Below are 21,670 nucleotides of genomic sequence, written 5' to 3'. Positions count from 1 at the left end.
CCTGGTTTTCTTTTTTGCTGGGATTTTGTTCCGGCGAAAGGTTTTTAAGACTGAAACCAGTAAGTAAATAATGGTTTCAGTCCTCATTTCTCTCCCCTTTTCTGAAGAGGTATCAGAAACTTAAACCTAACGTCCCACTGCTTATCCTGACAGTGTCTTTCAGAAAACAGAGAAGGATTATCGCAAGGACCGTGCATAGGTGGATTTGGCCTATCAAATGCCCAGCCCCCTTTCGGGGGTAAGAACCTCGGGCTATTGGGAGCGGCAGACTAAACGGGTCGGTTTCCCTTCCCGCTTACATCCCCGCTCCATCAAACCCGTCTTCTACGGGTGCCCTCGTCCCTGGCAACGGGCCGGTCACCCGACCCCTTGCGCCAGGGAGTGGCCGCCTATTTTCGGGGACCGCTTCGGCCTTAGATGCCTTCAGGCCTTATCGGATACGGCGTAGCTGCCCGGCTATGCCCTGTAGGACAACCGGTAGACCAGAGGCCGCGGCACCCTGTTCCTCTCGTACTAAGGGCGCCTTCCCCTCAGGCGGCCAGCACCCCCGGTAGATAGCATCCGACCTGTCTCACGACGGTCTAAACCCAGCTCACGTTCCCCTTTAATGGGTGAACACCCCCACCCTTGGCCCCTGCTGCAGGGCCAGGATGGGAAGAGCCGACAGCGAGGTAGCAAGCCTCGGGGTCGATATGGGCTCTCGCCCGAGACGACTCTGTTATCCCCAGGGTAGCTTTTCTGTCATCCCTGGCCCCCACCGGGGAGGCACAGGGGTTCGCTAGGCCACGCTTTCGCGGCTGGACCCGCCTCTGTTACGGGTCCAGTCAGGCCGGCTTTTGCCCTTGCACTCTACGGCGGATTCCTGACCCGCCTGAGCCGACCTTAGGGCACCCCCGATACCTTTTCGGGGGTGTGCCGCCCCAGCCAAACTGCCCACCTACCGCTGTCCCCGCTTCCGCGGGTTAGCCATACGGCAAAGGGTGGGCGGTGTCTCATGGACGGCTCCACCCGGCCCGGAGACCGGGCTTCGACGCCTCCCGCCTACGCTGCGCACCCTCCGCCGTATGGCAACGGCAGGCTGCAGTAAAGCTCCATGGGGTCTTCGCTTCCCACCGGGGGTCCCTGGCATATGCGCCAGGCAGTGGTTTCGCCGGGCCCCAGCCGGGGACAGTGGGGACCTCGTTACGCCATTCATGCAGGTCGGCATTTAACCGACAAGGAATTTCGCTACCTTAAGAGGGTTATAGTTACCCCCGCCGTTTACCGGCGCTTCACCCGGTTGGACCCGGGCTTCACGTACCGGCACTGGGCAGGCGTCGGCCCCAGTACAAACCCTTTCGGGCTAGCTGGGACCTGTGTTTTTATTAAACAGTCGGGCCCCCCTAGTCACTGCGACCTGCGGTTTACGCAACCGCAGGCACCCCTTCTCCCGAAGTTACGGGGCCAATTTGCCGAGTTCCCTCGGCTGGGTTTCCCCCGACACGCCTTAGGCTTCTCACCCAGGGGCACCAGTGTCGGTTCTCGGTACGGTCGCGGTGGATCGTTCCCAGAGGGCTTTTCACGGGCCCCAGGGATCGGCGGAACCCCCCTTACGGGAGGCCATTCGCGCTTTCACCCGGTTCTCGCCATTACGGCACTCCCCGGGCTTATACGCTTAGCCGGCCTTGTGGGCCGGTCCGCCTACCCCGAGGCGTCACCCTCTGGGCTTGCGTTGCCGCACCTACCACCGCGGTACGGGAATATAAACCCGTTTCCCTTTCGCCAGCACCGAGTTACGGGCTGGCTTAGGACCGACTAACCCACGGCTGACGAACATTGCCGTGGAACCCTGGCCCCTACGGCGGCCGGGATTCTCACCCGGCTATGCTGCTACTCCCGGCAGGATCCGCAATCCCGACGGGTCCACCGGACCTTACGGCCCAGCTTCTACCCCACCGGGACGCCCGCCTACCCGATCACGGACCAATCGGTCCGTGCGCCGGGGTCTCGGCGGCCGGCTTGAACCCCGTCCATTTTCGGGGCCCCTGACCTCGACGGGTGAGCTGTTACGCACTCTTTAAAGGATGGCTGCTTCTAAGCCTACCTCCCCGCTGTCTAAGGCCAGGGACACCCTTTGGAGTAATACTTAGCCGGCACTTTGGGGCCTTAACCCCGGTCTGGGTTGTTCCCCTCTCGGTGGACGGCTTACACCGCCACCCTACTCCCCCCATCTACGGCGGTAGTGGGTTCGGAGTTTGACAGGGTGCCGGAGGCTTTCGCCCCCTGCACACCCAATCAGTGCTCTACCCCACTACCTACCTCCGGGGAGGCTATCCTACGGGATAATTCGGCGGGAACCAGCTATCTCCGGCCTCGATTGGCCTTTCACCCCTAGCCCGGGGTCACGGGAGCGAATTGCACGTCAGCACCCCTAGCGGGCCTCCATCCCTCTGTTGAGGGACTTCACCCTGCCCCGGGCTAGATCGACCGGTTTCGGGTCTCACGGCCGTGACTCCGGGCGCTTTCACACCCCGTCCCTCGGCGAAGCGCCTGCGGACCTGTCGGTTTCCCTACGGCTCCGGGGATTTCTCCCCTTAACCTCGCCACGGCCGTGAACTCCCTGCCCCGTGTTTCAAGACGGACGGTGCAACCCCGGTCCTCTTCCCTCGTACTCTCCCGTCGCCGGGATTTCCTTCGGGAAGACTCATTCCTTTCGGGCCGCACCCAACTATCGCCGCCTGGTTTCAGGCTCTTTTCACCCCCCTCCCGGGGTGCTTTTCAGCTTTCCCTCACGGTACTAGTTCGCTATCGGTCTCGGGACGTATTTAGGGTTGGGAGCCGATGCCTCCCAGCTTCCCGCCGGATATCCGACCGACGGTACTCAGGAACCCTGCAGGAGCCTTCGGGCTTACGCCTACGGGGCTATCACCCTCTTCGGCGCCGCGTTCCAGCGGACTTCGGCTTCACCCGAGAGGCTCCAGCGCAGGGCCCTACAACACCACATCCCCTGAGTGTTTCCACTCAGGGTTCAGTTTGCCCTGTGCCGTTTTCGGTCGCCCCTACTCACGGCATCGCTTTTGCTTTCTTTTCCTGCGGGTACTAAGATGTTTCAATTCCCCGCGTTCCCCCTCCCTGGTGGGAGTGCGGCAAAGCCGCAGGAAGTCCCATTCGGGAATCCCCGGCTCGACGGCTGCCTGCGCCTCACCGGGGCTTATCGCAGCTTGCCACGCCCTTCATCGGCGCCCCGAGCCGAGCCATCCACCAGGCGGCTTAGGTTTCTTACCCCCTACTTGGAGGCTGGACATTTTTTGGGCCAAATCCACCTATGCACGGTCCTCATCGTGACCCCTTATTCGGGGCCTAGGACCCTTCCACCCCGAGCGTTGCTCGGGATGTGCACCTCTTCGTGGTGGACCGGCCGGGATTTGAACCCGGGGCCTCCGGCTTGCAAAGCCGGCGCTCTCCCAGGCTGAGCTACCGGCCCACGAAAAGGCAGGCCCAACACCCCTTAAGCCCCCCGGATGGGTTTCCGGCGATAGGAGGTGATCGAGCCGTAGGTTCCCCTACGGCTACCTTGTTACGACTTCTCCCCCCTCACGGAGCCCGGACTCGATCCCGCCCAGAGGACGGAGCCTCATCCAGACCCCGCTCGGGTGGAGTGACGGGCGGTGTGTGCAAGGAGCAGGGACGTATTCGCCGCGCGATGATGACACGCGGGTACTAGGGATTCCAGCTTCACGCGGGCGAGTTGCAGCCCGCGATCCGAACTGGGGGCGGGTTTAGGGGATTCCCTTCCCCTTTCGGGGTCGGATCCCATTGTCCCGCCCATTGTAGCGCGCGTGTAGCCCGGGGGTTTCGGGGCATACTGACCTACCGTCGCCCGCTCCTTCCTCCGGCTTATCGCCGGCAGTCCCCCCAGAGTGCCCCCTTCCCAGCGGGAAGGGCTGGCAACTGGGGGCGCGGGTCTCGCTCGTTACCACACTTAAGTGGACGCCTCACGGTACGAGCTGACGGCGGCCATGCACCTCCTCTCGGCGTGTCCGGCAAGACCTTCAGCCTGGCCTTCATCCTGCCGTCGCCCCCGGTGAGGTTCCCGGCGTTGAATCCAATTAAACCGCACGCTCCACCCCTTGTAGTGCTCCCCCGCCAATTCCTTTAAGTTTCAGCCTTGCGGCCGTACTCCCCAGGCGGCGGGCTTAACGGCTTCCCTACGGCACCGGGCGAGCCCGAAGCTCACCCGACACCTAGCCCGCATCCTTTACAGCCAGGACTACCCGGGTATCTAATCCGGTTTGCTCCCCTGGCCTTCGTCCCTCACCGTCGGACCCGTTCCAGCGGGGCGCCTTCGCCACTGGCGGTCCCCCTGGGATTATAGGATTTCACCCCTACCCCAGGGGTACCCCCCGCCTCTCCCGGTCCCAAGGCCCGCAGTATCCCCAGCAAGCCCCACGGTTGAGCCGTGGGATTTCGCCAGGGACTTACGGGCCCGGCTACGGACGCTTTAGGCCCAATAATAGCGGCCACCACTCGGGCCGCCGGTATTACCGCGGCGGCTGCCACCGGCCTTGCCCAGCCCTTATTCCCGGAGCTTTTTACACTCCGGAAAAGCCGTGGCGGTGCCACGGCACTCGGGGTCCCCCCGTCGCGGTTTCCCGCATTGCGGAGGTTTCGCGCCTGCTGCGCCCCGTAGGGCCTGGACCCGTGTCTCAGTGTCCATCTCCGGGCTCCTGCTCTCACAGCCCGTACCGATCTTCGGCTTGGTGGGCCGTTACCCCACCAACTACCTAATCGGCCGCCGGCCCATCCTCGGGCGGGCAAAAGCCCCTTTCGGCCTGAGGACCTTCCAGTGCCTCAGGCCTATGGGGGATTAGCCCCAGTTTCCCGGGGTTATCCCCCTCCCGAGGGTAGGTTACCGACGTGTTACTGAGCCGTCCGCCGGTGGTGTCCCAGAGGGACACCCCCTTGACTCGCATGGCTTAGTCGGACCCCGATAGCAGTGGCCTCCGGCAGGATCAACCGGAATTGCTATTAGGAGTACGGCCGGTGGGACTCCCCTCAAGGGGAAGTACCATAAAACCCATCCGGGGTTTGGTCGGGGTGTTGGGCCTGCCTTACCCCCGAGGGGTCCCCTTTCGGGTTTCCTCGGGAGCGCACCTTTTGTGCCCAAGGCTGGAGGGCGGGGTTCATTGTTGGGTGCTTTGCACCCTGTCCCCCCGACGCCGCCGTTTTATGCCTGGGCTTTGGGCGCCCTGTTCGGGCGCTCCACCCTATAGGGCGAAACCCCCCCAATGAAAAATTTTTGCAAAGCCTTGAGAGCCCATATTTTTAGCAAAGAAGCTGTTAAAATCGAGTTTCATTATCACGGATTTTAAACATTTAAATGATAAAGAATAAATGACAAAAACAACAAACTATTTCTTAGTCGATTCTTAGTTGAAACCCATATCTGGACTTCACCAAAAACCAAGCATTATACCATGACTCAAGAGAAACCCCCAACCGAAATAAAAAGAAGACATAAAAAGCATTAAAGTTTCAAAATGTCTTCCACAAGACTTATCCTCGAAACTGGAGTGGGTATAGTATTTGTAACGGCAAGCTCATCAACTGCTTTGCTAACTCTCTCAATAGCCCCTTCAGCAAAGACCCCATGGGTTGCAACAACAAATATTTTTCCAGCGCCCATCTCCCTAAGTATGTTAGCGGCCTTTACCATAGTGCCTCCAGTACTTATGATGTCATCCACTATGAGCACGTTTTTCCCACTCACATCAACTTCCACAGGGGTCATCTGAACTTCAGTTGGAGAGATGCGCTTCTTCTCGAAGTAGCTAAACTCTAAACCAAGAAGCTCCGCAACAGCCTTTGCTCTCTCCAATGCACCCTTGTCCGGAGCTAAAACTAACCCCTCACCAAGCTTTTCCCCAAAATACTCAGCTATAGCTCTGGCAGGGCTTAAGTTAACTGCCCTCCCCGGGAAGTATTCCAGAGTTTTTGGATTGTGAAGGTCAAAGACGTAAAGCTCATCGTAATAGATGCCAAGAGCCCTCATAACTGCTCTAACGCTTATCGGTTCTCCTTCTTTGGTAACTCTGTCCTGCCTTGAATAAGCCAGATATGGTACCACTGCCTTAAGATGCTCAAACCCCCTCTCTCTAAGCGCATCCCCTAGGAGGAGAAGCTCAATAAGGTGCTCATCTTGGGGATTAAAGGTAGATTGAACAACAACAGCTTCCTTTCCCTCTCCAAGAACTCTGACGTACTTTTCCCCATCAGGGAACTTCTTTATCTCAACGTCTAAAACTTCCTTGTTGTATTCGCCTGCCTTCATCTTAACTTCTTCAGCCATGTGATAAGCCCCACTTCCCAGCACTACTTTCATCACAATCACCCCAGAGAAAATAGGTTTAGCGTTTAATACCTTTTTCATACCAGCAAAACTGCAATAACTCCGGCAAGAAAAATGCCATCGAAGGTGCCAGCACCGCCTATGCTGACCATTGGAGCTCCAAGATCTTTAAACTTGTCCCAATTTAACAGATCGGCCCCTATTAAAACGCCAAGTGTGCCGCTGGTATATGCTACCAAAGGCCTGTTCGGGGCACCTATGGTAATTGCAAGGAGGGCAGCAACCAATGGAGGAACAAAAGTTGGGATTGCTATCCCCAGCCCTTTCACAGGTCTTGAAAAGGCTTTGCTAATTATCGTCGAGATAAGAACAGCAACTACCACCCTAATCAAAAGGTCACTTTGTCCGAGAATTATGAGCCTCAATACCTCGTAGAGAACCACACTTAGGGGAACAAGAGCTCCCCCAACGTTAACACTGACTACTGTTTTTTGCTCACCCCAGTCAATGTAAGGAACGGGGTACGTGATGCCAAAAAAAGACACTTTGGCAACCCTTACAATCGGTCCGTAGCTTCTGATCTCCTTAACCGGGATGTTGATGAAGCTTCCTATTAATGAAGCCCAAAACAGCGTAAAGGCAACAGGAAGAGGAAGCCCCAGCTTCTGAAATGCTAGTGTTATTGTACCTGCAAAGAGTATGAAAATGATTGGCAACAAGAGAATCAGAAGAATCAAGAAAGGCAAAGTCAAAGGTAGAAAAAAGTATCTCCTCACTCCCTGAACCCCCTGATATTAACCCATATTTGAGCACCTTTCGGCATTATAACCTCCAAAGGCTTGTCAAATTTTACTGGGTTTTTGAAAACCCACGCATAGAGCTTCTTGCCATTTGAGTATTCCTTCAAGAACTCATATTCTGCTAGATGCTTTTCTTTATGTTCTTTTAATTCCTCGGGTGTGAAAGGCCCCAGAACGTCCACAAGTTCAGCTTTTCCTATTGCAAAACCCTTGTTTATGATGTAAACTTCTCCCCTAATCTTGGTAGAGCTCTTTCTAATTTCCCATATCTTCCTTCCTTCCACAATCCAAGAAGCAAATGGCTCTTTGACTATTAATCCCCTCATATGCCTTCAAATCGAAATAATGATAATCCCTTTATAAAACCAACGTTCGATGGGAAAGATTTAAGTGTAGTTTCAATCTATTATTTTCGGAGGCTACGCCTATGAAGATTATCTGGTATGGTCATGCGTGTTTTTGGATTGAAATAAATGGCGTGAAAATTCTGATAGACCCCTACGAATATGTCAATGACGATGCCATAGATGGCATCGATTACATACTGGTTACTCATGAACACACAGACCACTACGGCAAAACACCCCTTCTGGCGAGACTTAGAGATGCAACCGTCATAGGGCCTAAACCCGTGTATCTAATGGCAATAAGCGATGGAATAACCAAAGTTATGGAGATCGAAGGGGGACAGGAAATAGAGCTCAAGAACGGGGTTAAAGTAAAGGCGATATTTGTGGAGCACCCCTCAAGCCAGTATCCGGTAGGGTATATTATATCCAATGAGCAGAAAACACTCTTCCATCCCGGAGATACATATTACAGCCCGATTTTCAAAAATTTCCGGGGCAAAATAGATGTCCTTTTTGTCCCAATAAGCGGAAGGTCAACTGCAAACGTGAGGGAGGCAGCAAACATAGTTGAAGTAGTTCGACCAAAAATAGTAATACCAATGCACTACGGCGTTTACAGTGAGGGAGATGTCGAAGAGTTCATTAAAGAGCTTAGAGAGAGAAGAATATGGGTTCTGATAAAAGTCCCGGAAGTTGGAAAGCCCCTCGAAGTGTAGCGGTGTGGACAATGCTAACCACCGGCAGTAAAAGCTTAGACGAGCTCTTGGGCGGCGGAATAGGCAGGGGGACATTAACCCAGATATACGGCGCTTTTGCTACCGGAAAGACCACTCTAGCAATGCAGGTGGGCCTTTTAAATGATGGAAAAGTGGCTTATATAGATACCGAGGGAGGATTTTCTCCCGAGAGATTAGCCACAATGGCTGAAACCAGAGGACTTGACAAAGAAAAAATCCTCCAGAAGTTTCTCGTGTTTGAACCGTTTGACTTCAAAGAGCAGAAAAAAACTATCTCAGGCCTTAAAAAGATCGTAAATGAAAAATTCTCACTGATTGTCGTGGATTCAATAACCAACCACTATAGACTAGAGGAAAACAAAAGTGCAGTTACCGCTGACCTCGGAAAGCAACTTCAGACTCTGCTTTGGCTTGCAAGAAAATATAATCTGGGAGTTATTGTTGTAAATCAGGTCTATTTCGACTCAAAGCACAATCTCCTAAAGCCGATAGCAGAGCATACCTTGGGATATAAGTGTAAAGACATCCTCAGATTAGAAAAGCTAAGGGATGGCTTCAGAATTGCAGTTTTAGAAAGACATAGATTCAAACCAGAGGGGGGCATTGTTTACTTTAAAATAACGGATAAAGGAATAGAAGATGTGGAAAAAACTAAATCTTTTCAAAAAGCTCCTGAGTCAATCTTACTATAGCCTTGTACAGCTTCTCGCTTATAACCCCATCTTCGTAGTGCCTCTTGAGTTCTTCTTTGTCTACAATCTCCTTCTTTCCGTCAGGCCACTTTACTATATCGACCTCTAAATCAACGTATCTTGCCCTATCTGGATAAATTTCAACTGGGGTGCAGATGTTGTAGTATTCTCCCTTTAGGTTGCCATCTCTATCATAATAGCTATGCTTAAACCACCATTTTCCTTCTTCAATCTCAGTTATTGCATAATCCCCAGCTTCTATTGGTAAGTCCAAGCCATCATAGAATCTACCGGGTTTTAGATTCCTTCTTACCTTCAGCTTTAGGGGATTTAGAGAAACCTCAACCACTTCCCCTGGGCCTATTTTGATTACTTGACCGTCTGGCTTAACGTGCTCAAACCTAAAAAGCCATCCCTGCTTTGGCCCCTTATTGTTGATTAATGCCTCCAAAAAGCCTTCACTAACCTTTTTTCTCTGAGAGGGGATCTTGCTTAGAATTCCCTCCCCAATTTCAACGGCAAAGCCAAACTCGGGATCGTATGCCTTAAACTTGTGATGTCCTTCTATCGTAGGGACTACCGTATTTCTTATGTCGTCAAGCTTTGCCTTTGCCGCACCGCCAAATTCAACCTCATAGATGTCTCTACCCTCAACTATTTGGGCAGGAGCAGAGTATTTTTCAGCCTCTTTCAGCTTTTCAGCGATCTTTGAAAGCTTTATTAGCTCATCCCGTAGGAGATTCCAATCTTTATACGCAGCTGCCGTTCTCCACAAAACCCCCCATTCTCCAAGATCGACACTCAATCCAAGTATTCTAAGCCTTTCTCTCTCTGATTGATCCCTAATCTTCCTTGATATTTTCACATGTCTCTGGGTTCCAACGGGCTTTGGAATAAGCACTGCATAGTCCCCTGGTATAGTGAGTAAGACACTCAAATGAGGAAGGAGGTTGTTTTTCTTGACCTGAACAAGCACTTCGTTCCCTTCAGCAGCATCTGGGAACTCTTCTATTAGCAAAGTTCCAATTGCATTCCCTATGTCTACATACACGTATCTTTCGTCCTTTTTGATAACGATTCCTTTATATATGCCATAAAGCTGGTAGGGCATTTTTCTGAAGAAAACGTCTAAAAATTTCTCCTCAAAAACCTTCTTAACTTCTTCGACTTTTTCTCCAACCAGTACCACACCATGGGAGTCTTTTTTGTCTTGAATATCTACATCGAACTCGTCGTAGACCTTTTCAATTCCCAGTCTTTCAGCGATCTTCTGACTTGGCTGGCTTATCTTAAAGCCTTCATCGAGGAGCAACTTTGTCAAAGCCGTGCTGTATATCCCTCTAATCCTCACCGAAACCTCTGAGTTTGTAGACATATTCACCACCTCTTTCCCGTTTTTCCACAACACCAATGAGCGTTAAGCCTTCAAGGATTTTAGCAGCATGTTCTCTCTCAACTCCGCTGTTCTTTTCTACGTTTCTCACCTCAACCCACAGCAATCCCTTTGAATGCCAGTCTCTCAAGGCTTCTTCAACTTTATGAACCCATGAGGGGTTGGTGTAGAGGTAGTAGATGAATGAGATTAAGAGCTCAAGTTTCTCATCCAAATTTTCTATCTTTTTTATTTTGTCAACAATATTGGCCGGTGGTAGTTTCCCCTCCTCACTTATAAATATAAGCCCCTCAAGTTCCCCAGTTAGCTTTTGAATTGTTTGGGTGATTGAGTAATCATATACCCTATAAAACTGCAACAACCTCTGGAGGGATGCATTTATTTTGGCTTTTTCAGTGAAGCTCATTTTCGGATTCTCAACTAAAAGAAGGAGTTCCTCTAATCGAAATTTCATTTGATGTTCGTTTTTTTGAAGCTCTTTTGCGAGCCGCTCAAAGTCCCCCCCAAGAAGAGAAGATGCCCTCCCTATTTGAGACGCTATATCAAATTTTCTCTCAATGATGCCATAAAGCTCGGACAATACCTCTCTCAACTCCCCAAAATCGCCTGATGAAGAAAGTGAATAAACGCGAAGAAAGCCCTTCTGAAACTCTTTGTGGAGAACCTCAGCCTCTTTAACAAGTTCACGAATTTTATTTGTGTCCACCTTCATCCCCTACATTATATACTCCCTCATTGTTCTTTTACTTTTCGCAGCTTTTGTGGTTAACATAATTGTTTACCCAAAATCTTTTTTTAAAGTAGTGGTGTTTTAATTAGTAGAGGGAAGTACATGGTTTTAGTTGATCGCTTTGGAAGACCGGTGACAAACCTGAGAATTTCTCTTACAAACGAGTGCAACCTAAACTGTTTCTACTGCCATAGAGAGGGCCAAACTCTAAATTTCGAGGATATGAAGCCAGAAGAAATAGAAAGAATAGTTAGAATAGCGTCCCAGCTCGGTATAAAAAAGGTCAAGCTAACTGGTGGAGAACCCACTATTAGGAAGGACATAGTGGAAATAGTGAGAAGAATACGGCCCTACGTTGAAGACCTCTCCATGACCACAAATGGGACAACACTAAAGCTACTGGCGGAGCCATTAAAAGAAGCTGGACTCGATAGGGTAAACATAAGTCTCGATACCCTAGATAGGGAGAAATATAAATCTATTACAGGATTTGACGTGCTTCCTCAGGTTCTTGAAGGAATCGAGAAAGCCGTCAAGCTCTTCTATCCAGTTAAGCTTAACATGGTTGTCATGAAAGGTCTCAACGATGGGGAAATATGGGATATGATAAACTACGCTGCCCAGAAAAACGCCATTCTTCAGCTAATTGAAATCGAAGTCCCAAGGGAGATGGAGGACTCATGGTTTTTCAAAAAGTACTTTTATCCGCTAAAACCTCTGGAAGAGAAATTTGGGGAGATCGCGGTGGATGTAAAGGAAAGACGAATGCACAGGAGAAAGAAATACTTTATTCCCACAGACTACGGCATCGCCGAGGTTGAGGTCGTTAGGTCAATGCACAACACAATATTCTGTGCAAACTGCACTAGGATAAGGCTCACTTCAACGGGCCATTTAAAGACCTGCCTCTTGAGAAGGGATGACCTCGTAGATATCCTAACTCCAATAAGGAACAACGCCTCCGATGAGGAACTTATTGAAATTTTTAAAAAGGCTATTCTCATGCGGGAGCCCTATTGGAAATGAAAAGTATTTAAATAATGCCTTAGAGTACTCTAACCTAGAGGGAGAAGCAATGTACATGAATCTCTTTGGAGTCCTAACAGGTTCAGGTCTTACAGCAATAGGAATAGCCCTCAGCATAAGAGCGTTTCATTACTACAAAAACATCGAGGAACCTGGGAAAAACTTAGCTAGGAACTTTTTAATTTCCGCTTCCCTTTTCACCGCGGGCTCACTTGGGGTTGTGATCGATTCTCTAACTGAAATGCAGTTATGGTTTGTAATGGCAATTTTCTACACCCTCTCTTACATAATTTTGGTTTCGTCCGTTCTCTACTATCTCAATGCTCTAAGTCCCCAGGAAGTAAAACCAAGAAAATACCCAGAAAAAATATCGCTTTCACCAATAACTGGGGCATATGTGTTTAAAAAGCCGGCAAGCCCCCATGCTCTGACATTTTTGTCGAGACATTCAAACGGACTCCTTGTTGTGAGTAGGGCTCAAAAGGAGTTATGGATAAAAAAATACCAGCTGGAGCCAGATAAGTTTATATGGCTGAGCAGATTAGAGAAAGAAGGCGCAGGAGATCCTACAAAGCTTCACGTAATTCAAGATGCTATTTTAAGATTCTTAAGAGAAAAAGGTGGAAAGGCAGTTGTGTATTTCGAGGGAATTGAGTATCTAATCCTCTACAACGACTTTTCTTCCGTTGCAAAGTTTTTGTTCTCGTTAAAGGATTACGTAATCTCCAACGAGTCAATGCTAATCTTATATTTGCCTCCAAACGTCCTAGACAAAACTCAAGAGACAACACTCCTGAAAGAGTTTCAGGAAAAGAAGGAAGAGGAGCTCATTAAAGAGGTTTCCCAAAAATTGTTCGCGGCACTGCTAGAGGGAGAAGGTCATGCCAGCGGTGAGGGTAAAGAAGAGTGAAGCAGAAGAGGCAAAGAGGATTCTTAAGCGAGTGGGGATTTATGATGGAAAAAGAAGACCAAGAAGAGAGGAAGAAAATGTTCTTCTACCCATAACGGATCCAGAGAAAGCCAAAAATCTTGGATTTGAGATTGTGGATATTGAGCTTCCTCTCAGACCAGAGAGACAAATTTACAAAAACCTTGAGAGCATCTTAAGGGACAAGTTTACTAAAGAGGAGCTAAACTTTCTCAGGCGTTACGATGTCGTAGGGGACATAGCGGTAATTCAAATCCCGCCGGAAATAGAGCACAGAGAGAAGGAGATAGTTGAGGCATTACTTAAAGTGCATCCGTTTCTAAAGGTGATAGCAAAAAAGGGATTCCACAAAGGTGTTTTCAGAGTAAGGGACTACACGATCATATGGGGAGAGAACAGGCTGACAACTGTGCACAAAGAGAACGGCGTGGAGATTAAGGTCGATCTAAGCAAAGTGTTTTTCAACCCCAGAATGAAGGGGGAAAGGTACAGGTTGGCTCAGCTTGTAAAAGATGGAGAAAGAATCCTCCTAATGTTTGCCGGGATTCTACCCTATGCCCTCGTGATTGCAAGATACAAAAATGCTAAAATAACAGCCGTAGAGTTAAACGAAGATGCCGTAAAGCTCGGCATTGAAAACATTCAGTTAAACAGGGATAAACTCAAGGGTAGCATAGAGATCATCAAAGGGGATGTATTTGATGTTGTTCCAAAGCTTGGGACTTTTGATAGGGTTATAAGCCCAACCCCAAAAGGTGTTGATGCTCTCTGCTTGGCACTTGAAAAAGCCGAAAAGTGGGTTCATTACTATGATTTTGTTCACGAGAGCAAAATAGAGGACTTTAAAGAAAGAATTATCTCCCAGTGCAGAGAGCTCGGAAAGGAATGTAAGGTAAGGATAAAGAAAGTCTCCGACTACAAACCCCATGTCTTTAAGGTCTGTGCCGATATCGAACTTCTTTGATCACTTCTTCAGGAAATCAAAGAGAGTTGCCTGTTTGCCTTTCTTCTCTTTCTTTTCCTCGGGCTTTTCTTCAGCTTCTTTTTCTTCCTTTATTTCTTCTATTTCTTCCTCTATTTCTTCAACCTCTTCTTCCTCTGGCTCTTCTTCACTGATTTCTTCTTCATCCATAGCCTCAGCTTCAATTGTTTCAATTCTCACTTCAAGCTCCGTTTTCGTTTCCTTCAACTTTCTATGAATGGCCAGCATCTTCCCTTTGATCTTTGCCGCCTTTTCTTTATCCTCAGTAAGGAGCTCAATCTCCTTATCCCCTAAGTCGAGAAAAACTGCTATATGAGCTGCAACATCCGGGTTGTTAGCAAATATGGCTTTGAATATCTGCATTGTTTCAATAGCCTCAAGTTTGCTCATGTGCATTTCCTTCATTATCTTCTTCACTATGGAGTCCCTAATAGAGCGCTCCTCCTTGGTATCTCTGAGCATTCTAAGAGTTTTTGGTGGATAGAAGCGCAAGAAGCCTTTTTTCTTTACCCCTGAAACAGCGACTCCGGCGGTCATCATGTCTATTGCATACTTCCACAAACCGTAGTTCCCTGTTCTTGTTGCCCTTCCAAGGTATATATCGGCTCTGCTTATGGCTTCATATGCCCTCGCAATGTCCTCTGGTTTGTAATACACATAGGGAATGTTTTCTTCAATCCAGAGGAGAACCTCATCCGGAGTATTGTCAAGGTTCATGAGGGCCATTTTTGCCCTTTTTGCATTATCTGTGGCAAATATCGTGCCTAGAGCTTCAAAAATCGACTTCTCAACATCCCTATATGCCAGAACAAGCTCGGCATCTTCAACGCCGCCGCTTACGAGATTTTGGAGGTCATTTATTGCTGCCCTTAAGTCTCCCCTAGCTCTTTTTGCAATTTCCTGCAGGACTTCTTTAGGAACGAAAATGCCCTCCGCTTTTACAATCCTAAAGAGAGCCTTTAAAATATCCCTCTGGGTTAAACGCTTGTACTCCACTATCTCCGCCTTCCCCCTTATCTCTGCCGGCACTTCCCAGTATCTATTGGCAGACATTATTATGGGGTTCCTTGCCTTGTCTATGAGCTTCGCTATCTCCTTTGCCCCCGAAGGCTCTATGTTATCCGCCTCATCAAGAAATATCAGCTTCCTCCTCCTTCCAAAGACATCCATTGTATAAGCTGCATTGAGGTAGCGCTCTATTTTACCAAAAGTTCTGTCGTCGCTTGCGTTGAGCTCAATTACCTCAAACTTATACTCATTAGCCAGAGCATAAACTGTCGTAGTCTTCCCGCTACCCGGAGGACCAGCAAGGAGGAGGGCTTTTTTCTTAGGGGCCCCATGGAGCCAGCTTTCAATCCATGCTTTAACCTTTTCCAATGCTTTTTCTTGATTTACTATATCCGCGAGCCTTCTTGGCCTATACTTTTCAACCCACGGCAGCATTTGGGCTCACCTAATCCTTGCCGAGCAGTGTAAACTGGGCTAAGAGGGCTTCAAGTTGAATCATTTCGTTGGCCCCCTCAACAAGCCTGAAGTCGTATTCACCAATTTTATCTGCCAAGGCAACCTTTTTTGGCTCGCTTATTGGAAGGTTAAACACCTCTTTGTGCATCTGAATCAAAACGTCTTCTCCGCTCAAACCCTGCTTTAGAAGTATCTCCCTAAGCTTGTCCCTAGCTTTAAGGAAATTGCCCTCTAAAGCTAAAAGCATCATTTCCCTAACGTCTTCTGGTCTGGCCCTGCTTGCAACCAAAAATACGTTTTCATCAGTTATTTTGACATCTAGGGCAGCTGCAGCTTGGAGAACGTTTATTGCCCTCCTTAAGTCACCTTCAGCCACGTAGAGTATTGCCTGAAGGCCTTCTTCAGTTAGCTCGAGCCCTTCATTTTCAGCTATGTATTTTAGCCTCTTTGCAATGTCCTCGTCTTTTAACGGCCTAAAGCGGAATATGGCGCATCTTGACTGGATCGGCTCGATGATCTTTGACGAATAGTTACAGGATAAGATAAATCTTACGTTGCTCGAAAACATCTCCATTGTTCTTCTTAATGCTTGCTGGGCGTCCTGGGTCAGAGCGTCCGCCTCGTCAAGAAAGATTATCTTGAAGCTCGCGCCGCCTATCGGCTTCGTTCTTGCAAACTCCTTTACTTTCTCACGAATGACGTTTATGCCGCGCTCGTCCGAGTTGTGGAGGAGAACCGGTATCTCACCAGCGAAGAACATCTCGTTGCCCGGAACACTTACATCATATACGAAGTCGTTGTACTCAACAAGCTCGACCTTTTTAACCACCAATGCGTGGAGGTCAGTGCCCGCTAACTTCTTCAGCGTTTCAAGGACTTTCTTGCCTCTGGTGTCAAGCCTTGTCTCATCCACCATTGGGAGGATTTTCTTCAGGGTCTCCTTTCTCACGCGCTTCTTGCCCTCGTAGAGCTGGTGCCTCAGTTCATAGCGCCAGTTTCCGTCTATGGCGTGCTCTATGGACTTTAGCATCTTAACTACCGGCTCAGCTGGGAGGAGCTCTGCCTTGCTCCACTTCATGCCACCCTTCCAGATAAGCCTCGCCTCTCTGTCAAAGACGCTCGCCTCAATTCCGGAAATCCTCGCCAGCCAGACCGTGTCTATGAGCAAATCCCTTGAAACCGAGGAGATCCTTACAACTCCGCCCCACTCCCCGGTTCCGTCGCCGTCGGCGAGTCCCCTGAGGAAGGCTATCCTCTCGTGAACCGGGAACTCAAACACAAAGCCGGGAATCCTCTTGTTCTCTGCCCTCCTTCCGTTGCCATCGTAGAAGTTCTCGTCAAAGAACTTGGCCAGCTGGGTGCTCAGGAACCTGATCTGGTATGCGCTCTTCTTTGAGCGGTCAAAGCCTGAGGAGGTGTAGTTCTCGTAGAGGCTGACGCCCAGCCCCTCGGCGAACTCCCTGACGCGGTTTATCAGCTCCCTCTCGTGGCTCCCGAGGGTGTAGATGATCTGACCTGAAGTGTTCCCCTTAAAGCCAACTGCCCCCTCGGCCGCGTATAGGCCGAGCATGTAGGATAGCTCCTCACCAACCGGAAGCGCCTCAAAGGTTCTCGTTCTCGCGCTCTCCTTGATTCCATATTCTCTCATGTCTAGGACGTCGAGGAAGCCCTCCAAGTTCGCCGTGAAGCTTAGAACGATAGACCCCTCGCTCAGCTCGCTTGCCTTCACCGTTTCAAGCCCGTTCTCCGTGAGCACCATAACCGAGTGGTTGCCGGTCAGTTCAAGCTTTCCACCGCCCTCAAGGTGGACGCGAAGTATGACCGGAACGCGGTGGCGGATTATTTTCCTAACCTTCGCCCATCTGACACGGTAGCTCTCGTCAACGGTGAGTACTTCGAGGTTCGAGGCATCTTTGTAGGAGACATCGCCGTCGCTTTCGTCGAAGTAAAGCCTGTCCAGCTCGGCAAAAGTGGTCCTGAGGATTCTTCCGTTGATTCTCACCAGTATCGGCGTGTCTTTGGAGACGGAGGCATTTAGCTCGAGGAAATTATGCCTCCAGTGCTCCCCAAATAACTCTCTGGCTAAACAAAGAGCACTTGTCGTTTTTCCCGTTCCGGGTGGGCCTGCAAAGAGAAGATGCGGCATCGAGCCGGTTTTAACATAGTGCTTAAGCCTCTTCACTATGTGATCTTGCCCTACAATGTCGTCAAGCCTCTCAGGCCTATACTTCTCAACCCACGGTTTTTCAAGAATTTTAACTTCCTTAACCTCTTTTACTTCCTCAACCATTGCAACCACCTGTTATCGTGACCTAAACACTTTATAATCACGAGAATATTTAAACTCTTTGGAATCCCAAAGAATTTCCAAAACTTCCCCACCTCTCAAGGAAACTTGCTCTCTGTTGTTCATTTAAATTCATGAAAAACTTTTATAGGACAAAAATGTGAATATTATATTCGGTGTTGTCTATGGCAAAGCTTGATTGGATTACTGAAGAACTTAATGAACTTAAAGAAAAAGGCCTTTACGTCAGAATTAGAGTTCTCCAGAGTGCCCAGGGCCCCTGGGTGATTGTTGATGGGAAGAAAGTTCTAAACATGTGCTCAAACAACTATCTTGGCTTAGCAGCACATCCAAAAATTAAGGAAGCGGCTATAAGAGCTATTCTTGACTATGGCGTTGGAGCTGGAGCCGTTAGAACGATAGCCGGAACAATGGAACTCCACGTGGAGCTTGAAGAAAAACTTGCAAAGTTCAAGAAGAGAGAAGCCGCCATTCTCTTCCAGAGCGGCTACAATGCAAATCTTGGGGCAATAAGTGCCTTCATAAAGAAAGGCGAGGATGGAGTTTTTGTTAGCGAAGAACTAAACCACGCGAGCATTATCGATGGTATGAGGTTAAGCGGGGCCGAGAAAGTTATTTACAAGCACCTCGACATGGAAGACCTCAAAAAGAGGCTCGAAGAAGTGAAAGACAAGAAAAAGAAGCTTATTGTTACTGATGGTGTATTCAGCATGGACGGTGACCTTGCCCCACTCCCGGAGATCGTGGAATTAGCGGAACAGTACGATGCGATGGTTTATGTTGATGATGCCCACGGTGAAGGTGTTCTGGGAGAGCACGGGAGGGGTATAGTGGATCACTTCAAACTGCACGACAGAGTGGACTTTGAAATGGGAACTCTGAGCAAGGCATTCGGTGTCATTGGTGGCTATGTTGCAGGGCCAGAGGAGGCAATAGAATATTTAAAGCAGAGGGGAAGACCATTCCTGTTCTCATCCGCCTTGAATCCGCCTGACGTTGCTGCCGCTATTGCCGCGGTTGAGATTCTCCAGAAGAGTGATGAGCTCGTTAAGAAGCTCTGGGACAACACCCACTTCCTCCAGAAGGGACTAAGAGACATTGGCTATGACTTAGGAAACACCAAGCACCCAATTACACCGGTAATGCTATATGACGAAAAGCTAGCCCAAGAGTTCTCAAGAAGACTCTACGATGAATACAACATCTTCGCCCAGGCAATAGTTTATCCGACAGTCCCATTGGGCACGGCGAGAATAAGGCTTGAGCCTTCAGCGGCCCACAGCAAGGAAGACCTGCAGTACGTAATAGATGCGTTCGAAGACCTCGGAAAGAAGACCGGGTTCCTGAAGTGAAGAATTTTGAACACTTTTTTGTCTTTTGTTCTGTTTTTATACGTCGATTTAGATTAACGGTCAGCAGAAGAGCTTATATACTCCAATCACAAATTACTTATTTGGGTGTAAGACGTGGCAGTCGACATTATACACATTGTCCTTGCAGGGATTGCCCCTCCTGGCGCTGCTCACTATAACCCTGCTTAGCCTGTATTATAGACGCCAATTTATCTCCCACTATCCGCAGTTTTCCCGCTCGTACGATTTAATAACCCTCGGTTTTTCACTCGTGACTCTGGCAAAGGTTATTTTTCTACCCCTCGACCTCAACGATGCCGGGTTCATCCACATAGAGCAGAGTACGGAAAGGTTCCTCGGCACTATTGGGAACTTCCTCCTCTTCATAGGGCTCTTTCCTCTGATTTTTGGCTGGGCAGGTATGATATCGTCCATAACAAGGAAGTACGAGCTCGTTCCTGTTGTGGAAATAGAAGGCGAACCCGAGGAGATGTCCCCTGGGGTGTATATTATCCCCTCTGGTTCAGGCCTCAACCTTCTGTCAAGGCTTATTAAGGGCCGTGCTCCCCTGATAATCACACGTACGCAGCCAGATAGTGTGAGGAAGACCCTTAACCTTGAAGAGGTTCCGATTTTGTGGCTCACAGCCGCTGAATGCAGCGATGACTGTGTTAACCCCCGAAGGCTTGAATATCTGCTCCACACCCTGATCAATTTCATGAAGAGAAACGATACTCCCAAGCTGATATATCTCGATGGCCTTGAGTACCTAATCCTCGAGAACGAATTTGTTCCAGAATTCAAGTTCCTTTCAACACTAAAGGACTACGCCGTTATAAATAACACTGTGATCCTAGTGCCCGTCGAGAAGGCTTCTCTCAATGAGAGGGAGTGGAACCTGCTGAGGAGGGAGTTTAAATGCTTTGAGAGAGAAAGGGCAGAGTAACCGTTAGAAATTCCACTCATAATTACTTTAATTTCCCCGCAATGTTGCATTGAGAACATGTTCGATTGCATCCTCGTGCAACTCCTTTACTCGGGCTTCTTTTGATTCGTTCTAAACGAAAAACGCAACTCAGAATTAATTCAATAATCGAAAAAAAGGAACAACACTTACTTTTAGTAAAAGGAAAAAATTATAAATACCCTAGTTCCCACCACCTGTGAAGTTGTATAATCTGTCCAGATTCACGGCCAGAATCGCCCCTAAAATCCTGACAGCTAACCCCCTCAAACTAACACTCCTGCTCGGCCTCAGAAGAAACTCAGAAAACTTCGAAAACAAAGTCTCAATCCTCCTGCGAAAGTCAGACAAGTACTTGTAAAACTTCTTCTCCTCCAGATTACTAATCTGATTCCCCCGCTTTACTGGCGTGTAAACAACGCCAAACCTCAGAAATTCCTCCTCGAGCCCCCTGCTAACATACCCCTTATCCAAAAACAGAAAACAGCCAGAAAACTCCTCAACAATCACCCAGAACTTTTCCCTGACAACACTCACATCATGCTTGTTTGCCGGATCAACAGACAGTAAAGCCAGCAAATTTCCATCAGAGTAACAGGTCAGCTTGTACCCATAGTAAAACTTTTTTTAGAGGGGTAACAAACCCAACTGCGGGCTTTTCAGAGATGACTTCTGAAGAACCCTTCTTATCCTTCCTGTTTTTTCTGGCCAACTCCTTGGTCTGAATGGGCTTTGAGTCCAGTATTCTAACGTATTCTCTGGCGTGTTTTTTGAATAATTCTTCCTGCGCTAGGAGCAGGAGTTTTTCGTGCCTGTTCAAGCGTTCTGTTAGTTTGTTGTACCTGATTTTGGGGAACAGCTTCATTTCTTCGATTAGGACTCTGTAAGCGTGCTTGTAAACTCCTCCGAAGTGCAAGTGTGCTAGTATTGCGAAGGTTATTAGGTCGTAGAGGCTGATTATTTCCCTGTGAGTGTTTTTCGGGTAGTGTTTGCTGATTATCGGGTAGATTTCGGATTTTATGATCAGGATTTTCCTCTGAAAGCTCAATACAACCACCAATCAATCAAAAGACTTAAGTGCTTATAACTCTAACGATCTAATGGGAACTAGGGTATAAATATAATGCAAAAACTGCAAGGGGGTGAACCTCGTGAAGTGGAAGCTCCTGTTCGCAGTCCTGCTGGGACTGCTGATGGTTGGAGTGACAGCAGGAAGCGCGATGGCAACTCCAAGTATCCCAAGAGACATTGAACCTCAGTCAGTAACTCCTGGAGCCGCTCTAGAAGCTTATCTCACTGGAAATGGCATTCAGAATAGCCGCATAATACACTTGATATTCTTCGCATACAAACATTATAAAGTGGAGCATGGAAGCAAACTCTCAATGGTGATTGGCATTGGAAAGTTACCAATAGGAGGGTATCGGGTTTGGATAGGAACCCCGAGTGGGCTGTTTCATAGGTAGTGATAAATGGAACTTTTGAATTCCTTTGTTTTCCGTAATTTTTAAATAGTCTCTAATTATACTTCCTTGTGGTGAAGCAGTTCCCAGAATGTGGGGTTTGTCAAGCCCGAATGGGGACTGTCGAGAGCCTTGAAGATGTGGGGAGTCTCC

General features: G+C 48.8%; 16 protein-coding genes, 1 tRNA gene, 2 rRNA genes and 1 pseudogene. 8 read left to right on the top strand and 12 right to left on the bottom strand.

From position 1 onward, the window contains the following. The 7 genes and pseudogenes from THEPK_RS13000 to THEPK_RS04450 all read right to left on the bottom strand — a co-directional run. Positions 1 to 87, bottom strand: a pseudogene (locus THEPK_RS13000) (IS6 family transposase); the annotation flags it as partial. A 148-nt stretch (positions 88 to 235) separates the two neighbouring features. Then, a 23S ribosomal RNA gene (locus THEPK_RS04480) occupies positions 236 to 3,265 on the bottom strand. Between the two features lie 121 nt (positions 3,266 to 3,386). After that, positions 3,387 to 3,463, bottom strand: a tRNA-Ala gene (locus THEPK_RS04475). 53 nt (positions 3,464 to 3,516) lie between these two features. Beyond that, positions 3,517 to 5,002 (bottom strand): 16S ribosomal RNA (locus tag THEPK_RS04470). Together the 16S and 23S rRNA genes with 1 tRNA gene alongside form the textbook arrangement of a ribosomal RNA operon. Positions 5,003 to 5,506: 504 nt before the next feature. After that, positions 5,507 to 6,361, bottom strand: coding sequence for a ribose-phosphate diphosphokinase (locus THEPK_RS04460; protein ID WP_042698831.1), 855 nt, complete (start codon positions 6,359 to 6,361; stop codon positions 5,507 to 5,509). Positions 6,362 to 6,405: 44 nt separating this feature from the next. Next, positions 6,406 to 7,104, bottom strand: coding sequence for a DUF1614 domain-containing protein (locus THEPK_RS04455; protein WP_042698827.1), 699 nt, complete (start codon positions 7,102 to 7,104; stop codon positions 6,406 to 6,408). Then, positions 7,101 to 7,454 (bottom strand): ASCH domain-containing protein, encoded by a 354-nt coding sequence (locus tag THEPK_RS04450; protein WP_042698824.1) that lies wholly within the window; start codon positions 7,452 to 7,454, stop codon positions 7,101 to 7,103. Before THEPK_RS04450 ends, THEPK_RS04455 begins: the two co-directional genes overlap by 4 nt. A gap of 101 nt (positions 7,455 to 7,555) precedes the next feature. Between THEPK_RS04450 and THEPK_RS04445 the strand changes: the two genes are divergently transcribed. Next, positions 7,556 to 8,194 (top strand): MBL fold metallo-hydrolase, encoded by a 639-nt coding sequence (locus THEPK_RS04445; RefSeq protein WP_042698820.1) that lies wholly within the window; start codon positions 7,556 to 7,558, stop codon positions 8,192 to 8,194. A gap of 11 nt (positions 8,195 to 8,205) precedes the next feature. Beyond that, positions 8,206 to 8,907: a DNA repair and recombination protein RadB gene (gene radB / locus THEPK_RS04440; RefSeq protein WP_042698817.1), complete on the top strand. Its 702-nt coding sequence runs from the start codon at positions 8,206 to 8,208 to the stop codon at positions 8,905 to 8,907. Here radB and THEPK_RS04435 read toward each other — a convergent pair. Further along, positions 8,867 to 10,282 carry an Rne/Rng family ribonuclease gene (locus THEPK_RS04435; protein ID WP_042698813.1) on the bottom strand — a complete coding sequence of 472 codons (1,416 nt, stop codon included), beginning with the start codon at positions 10,280 to 10,282 and terminating at the stop codon, positions 8,867 to 8,869. The two genes, radB and THEPK_RS04435, sit on opposite strands and share 41 nt — an antisense overlap. After that, positions 10,248 to 11,012, bottom strand: coding sequence for a hypothetical protein (locus THEPK_RS04430; protein ID WP_232194533.1), 765 nt, complete (start codon positions 11,010 to 11,012; stop codon positions 10,248 to 10,250). The genes THEPK_RS04435 and THEPK_RS04430 overlap by 35 nt, the downstream gene beginning before the upstream one ends. A 120-nt stretch (positions 11,013 to 11,132) precedes the next feature. On the opposite strand from THEPK_RS04430, the gene moaA reads away from it, so the two are divergent. The 3 genes from moaA to taw22 are packed head-to-tail and all read left to right on the top strand — an operon-like array spanning position 11,133 to position 13,948. Further along, positions 11,133 to 12,056: a GTP 3',8-cyclase MoaA gene (gene moaA / locus THEPK_RS04425; RefSeq protein ID WP_042698807.1), complete on the top strand. Its 924-nt coding sequence runs from the start codon at positions 11,133 to 11,135 to the stop codon at positions 12,054 to 12,056. 49 nt (positions 12,057 to 12,105) lie between these two features. Beyond that, the gene (locus tag THEPK_RS04420; RefSeq protein ID WP_042698805.1) at positions 12,106 to 12,966 is read left to right on the top strand and encodes a DUF835 domain-containing protein; all 861 of its coding nucleotides are present in this window, start codon (positions 12,106 to 12,108) and stop codon (positions 12,964 to 12,966) included. Next, the gene (taw22, locus tag THEPK_RS04415; protein ID WP_042698802.1) at positions 12,938 to 13,948 is read left to right on the top strand and encodes a tRNA (guanine(37)-N1)/4-demethylwyosine(37)-methyltransferase Taw22; all 1,011 of its coding nucleotides are present in this window, start codon (positions 12,938 to 12,940) and stop codon (positions 13,946 to 13,948) included. The genes THEPK_RS04420 and taw22 overlap by 29 nt, the downstream gene beginning before the upstream one ends. Here the strand turns inward: taw22 and THEPK_RS04410 are convergent, their stop codons facing one another. Continuing rightward, on the bottom strand, positions 13,949 to 15,409 hold the full coding sequence (locus tag THEPK_RS04410) for a replication factor C large subunit (RefSeq protein WP_042698799.1): 1,461 nt from the start codon (positions 15,407 to 15,409) through the stop codon (positions 13,949 to 13,951). 10 nt (positions 15,410 to 15,419) lie between these two features. Then, positions 15,420 to 17,720: a replication factor C small subunit gene (locus THEPK_RS04405; RefSeq protein WP_052315888.1), complete on the bottom strand. Its 2,301-nt coding sequence runs from the start codon at positions 17,718 to 17,720 to the stop codon at positions 15,420 to 15,422. Positions 17,721 to 17,902: 182 nt separating this feature from the next. On the opposite strand from THEPK_RS04405, the gene THEPK_RS04400 reads away from it, so the two are divergent. Further along, complete coding sequence (locus THEPK_RS04400) at positions 17,903 to 19,090, top strand: glycine C-acetyltransferase (RefSeq protein WP_042698796.1); 1,188 nt, start codon at positions 17,903 to 17,905, stop codon at positions 19,088 to 19,090. A 271-nt stretch (positions 19,091 to 19,361) separates the two neighbouring features. Beyond that, entirely contained in the window at positions 19,362 to 20,036 is a 675-nt protein-coding gene (locus THEPK_RS04395) for a DUF835 domain-containing protein (protein ID WP_042698793.1), read from the top strand. A 201-nt stretch (positions 20,037 to 20,237) separates the two neighbouring features. Here the strand turns inward: THEPK_RS04395 and THEPK_RS12555 are convergent. Continuing rightward, a protein-coding gene (locus tag THEPK_RS12555) for an IS982 family transposase (protein WP_394296067.1) occupies positions 20,238 to 21,111 on the bottom strand; the annotation gives its coding sequence in 2 pieces (ribosomal slippage) (positions 20,238 to 20,681 and positions 20,683 to 21,111; 873 coding nt in all). A 94-nt stretch (positions 21,112 to 21,205) separates the two neighbouring features. Between THEPK_RS12555 and THEPK_RS04380 the strand changes: the two genes are divergently transcribed. Further along, positions 21,206 to 21,520 (top strand): hypothetical protein, encoded by a 315-nt coding sequence (locus THEPK_RS04380; protein WP_042698788.1) that lies wholly within the window; start codon positions 21,206 to 21,208, stop codon positions 21,518 to 21,520. Positions 21,521 to 21,670: the final 150 nt, after the last annotated feature.

It is taken from the genome of Thermococcus sp. PK, assembly GCF_000430485.1.
Classification (GTDB): Archaea; Methanobacteriota_B; Thermococci; order Thermococcales; family Thermococcaceae; genus Thermococcus_A; species Thermococcus_A bergensis.
This window is presented reverse-complemented; position numbering and strand designations above follow the sequence as displayed.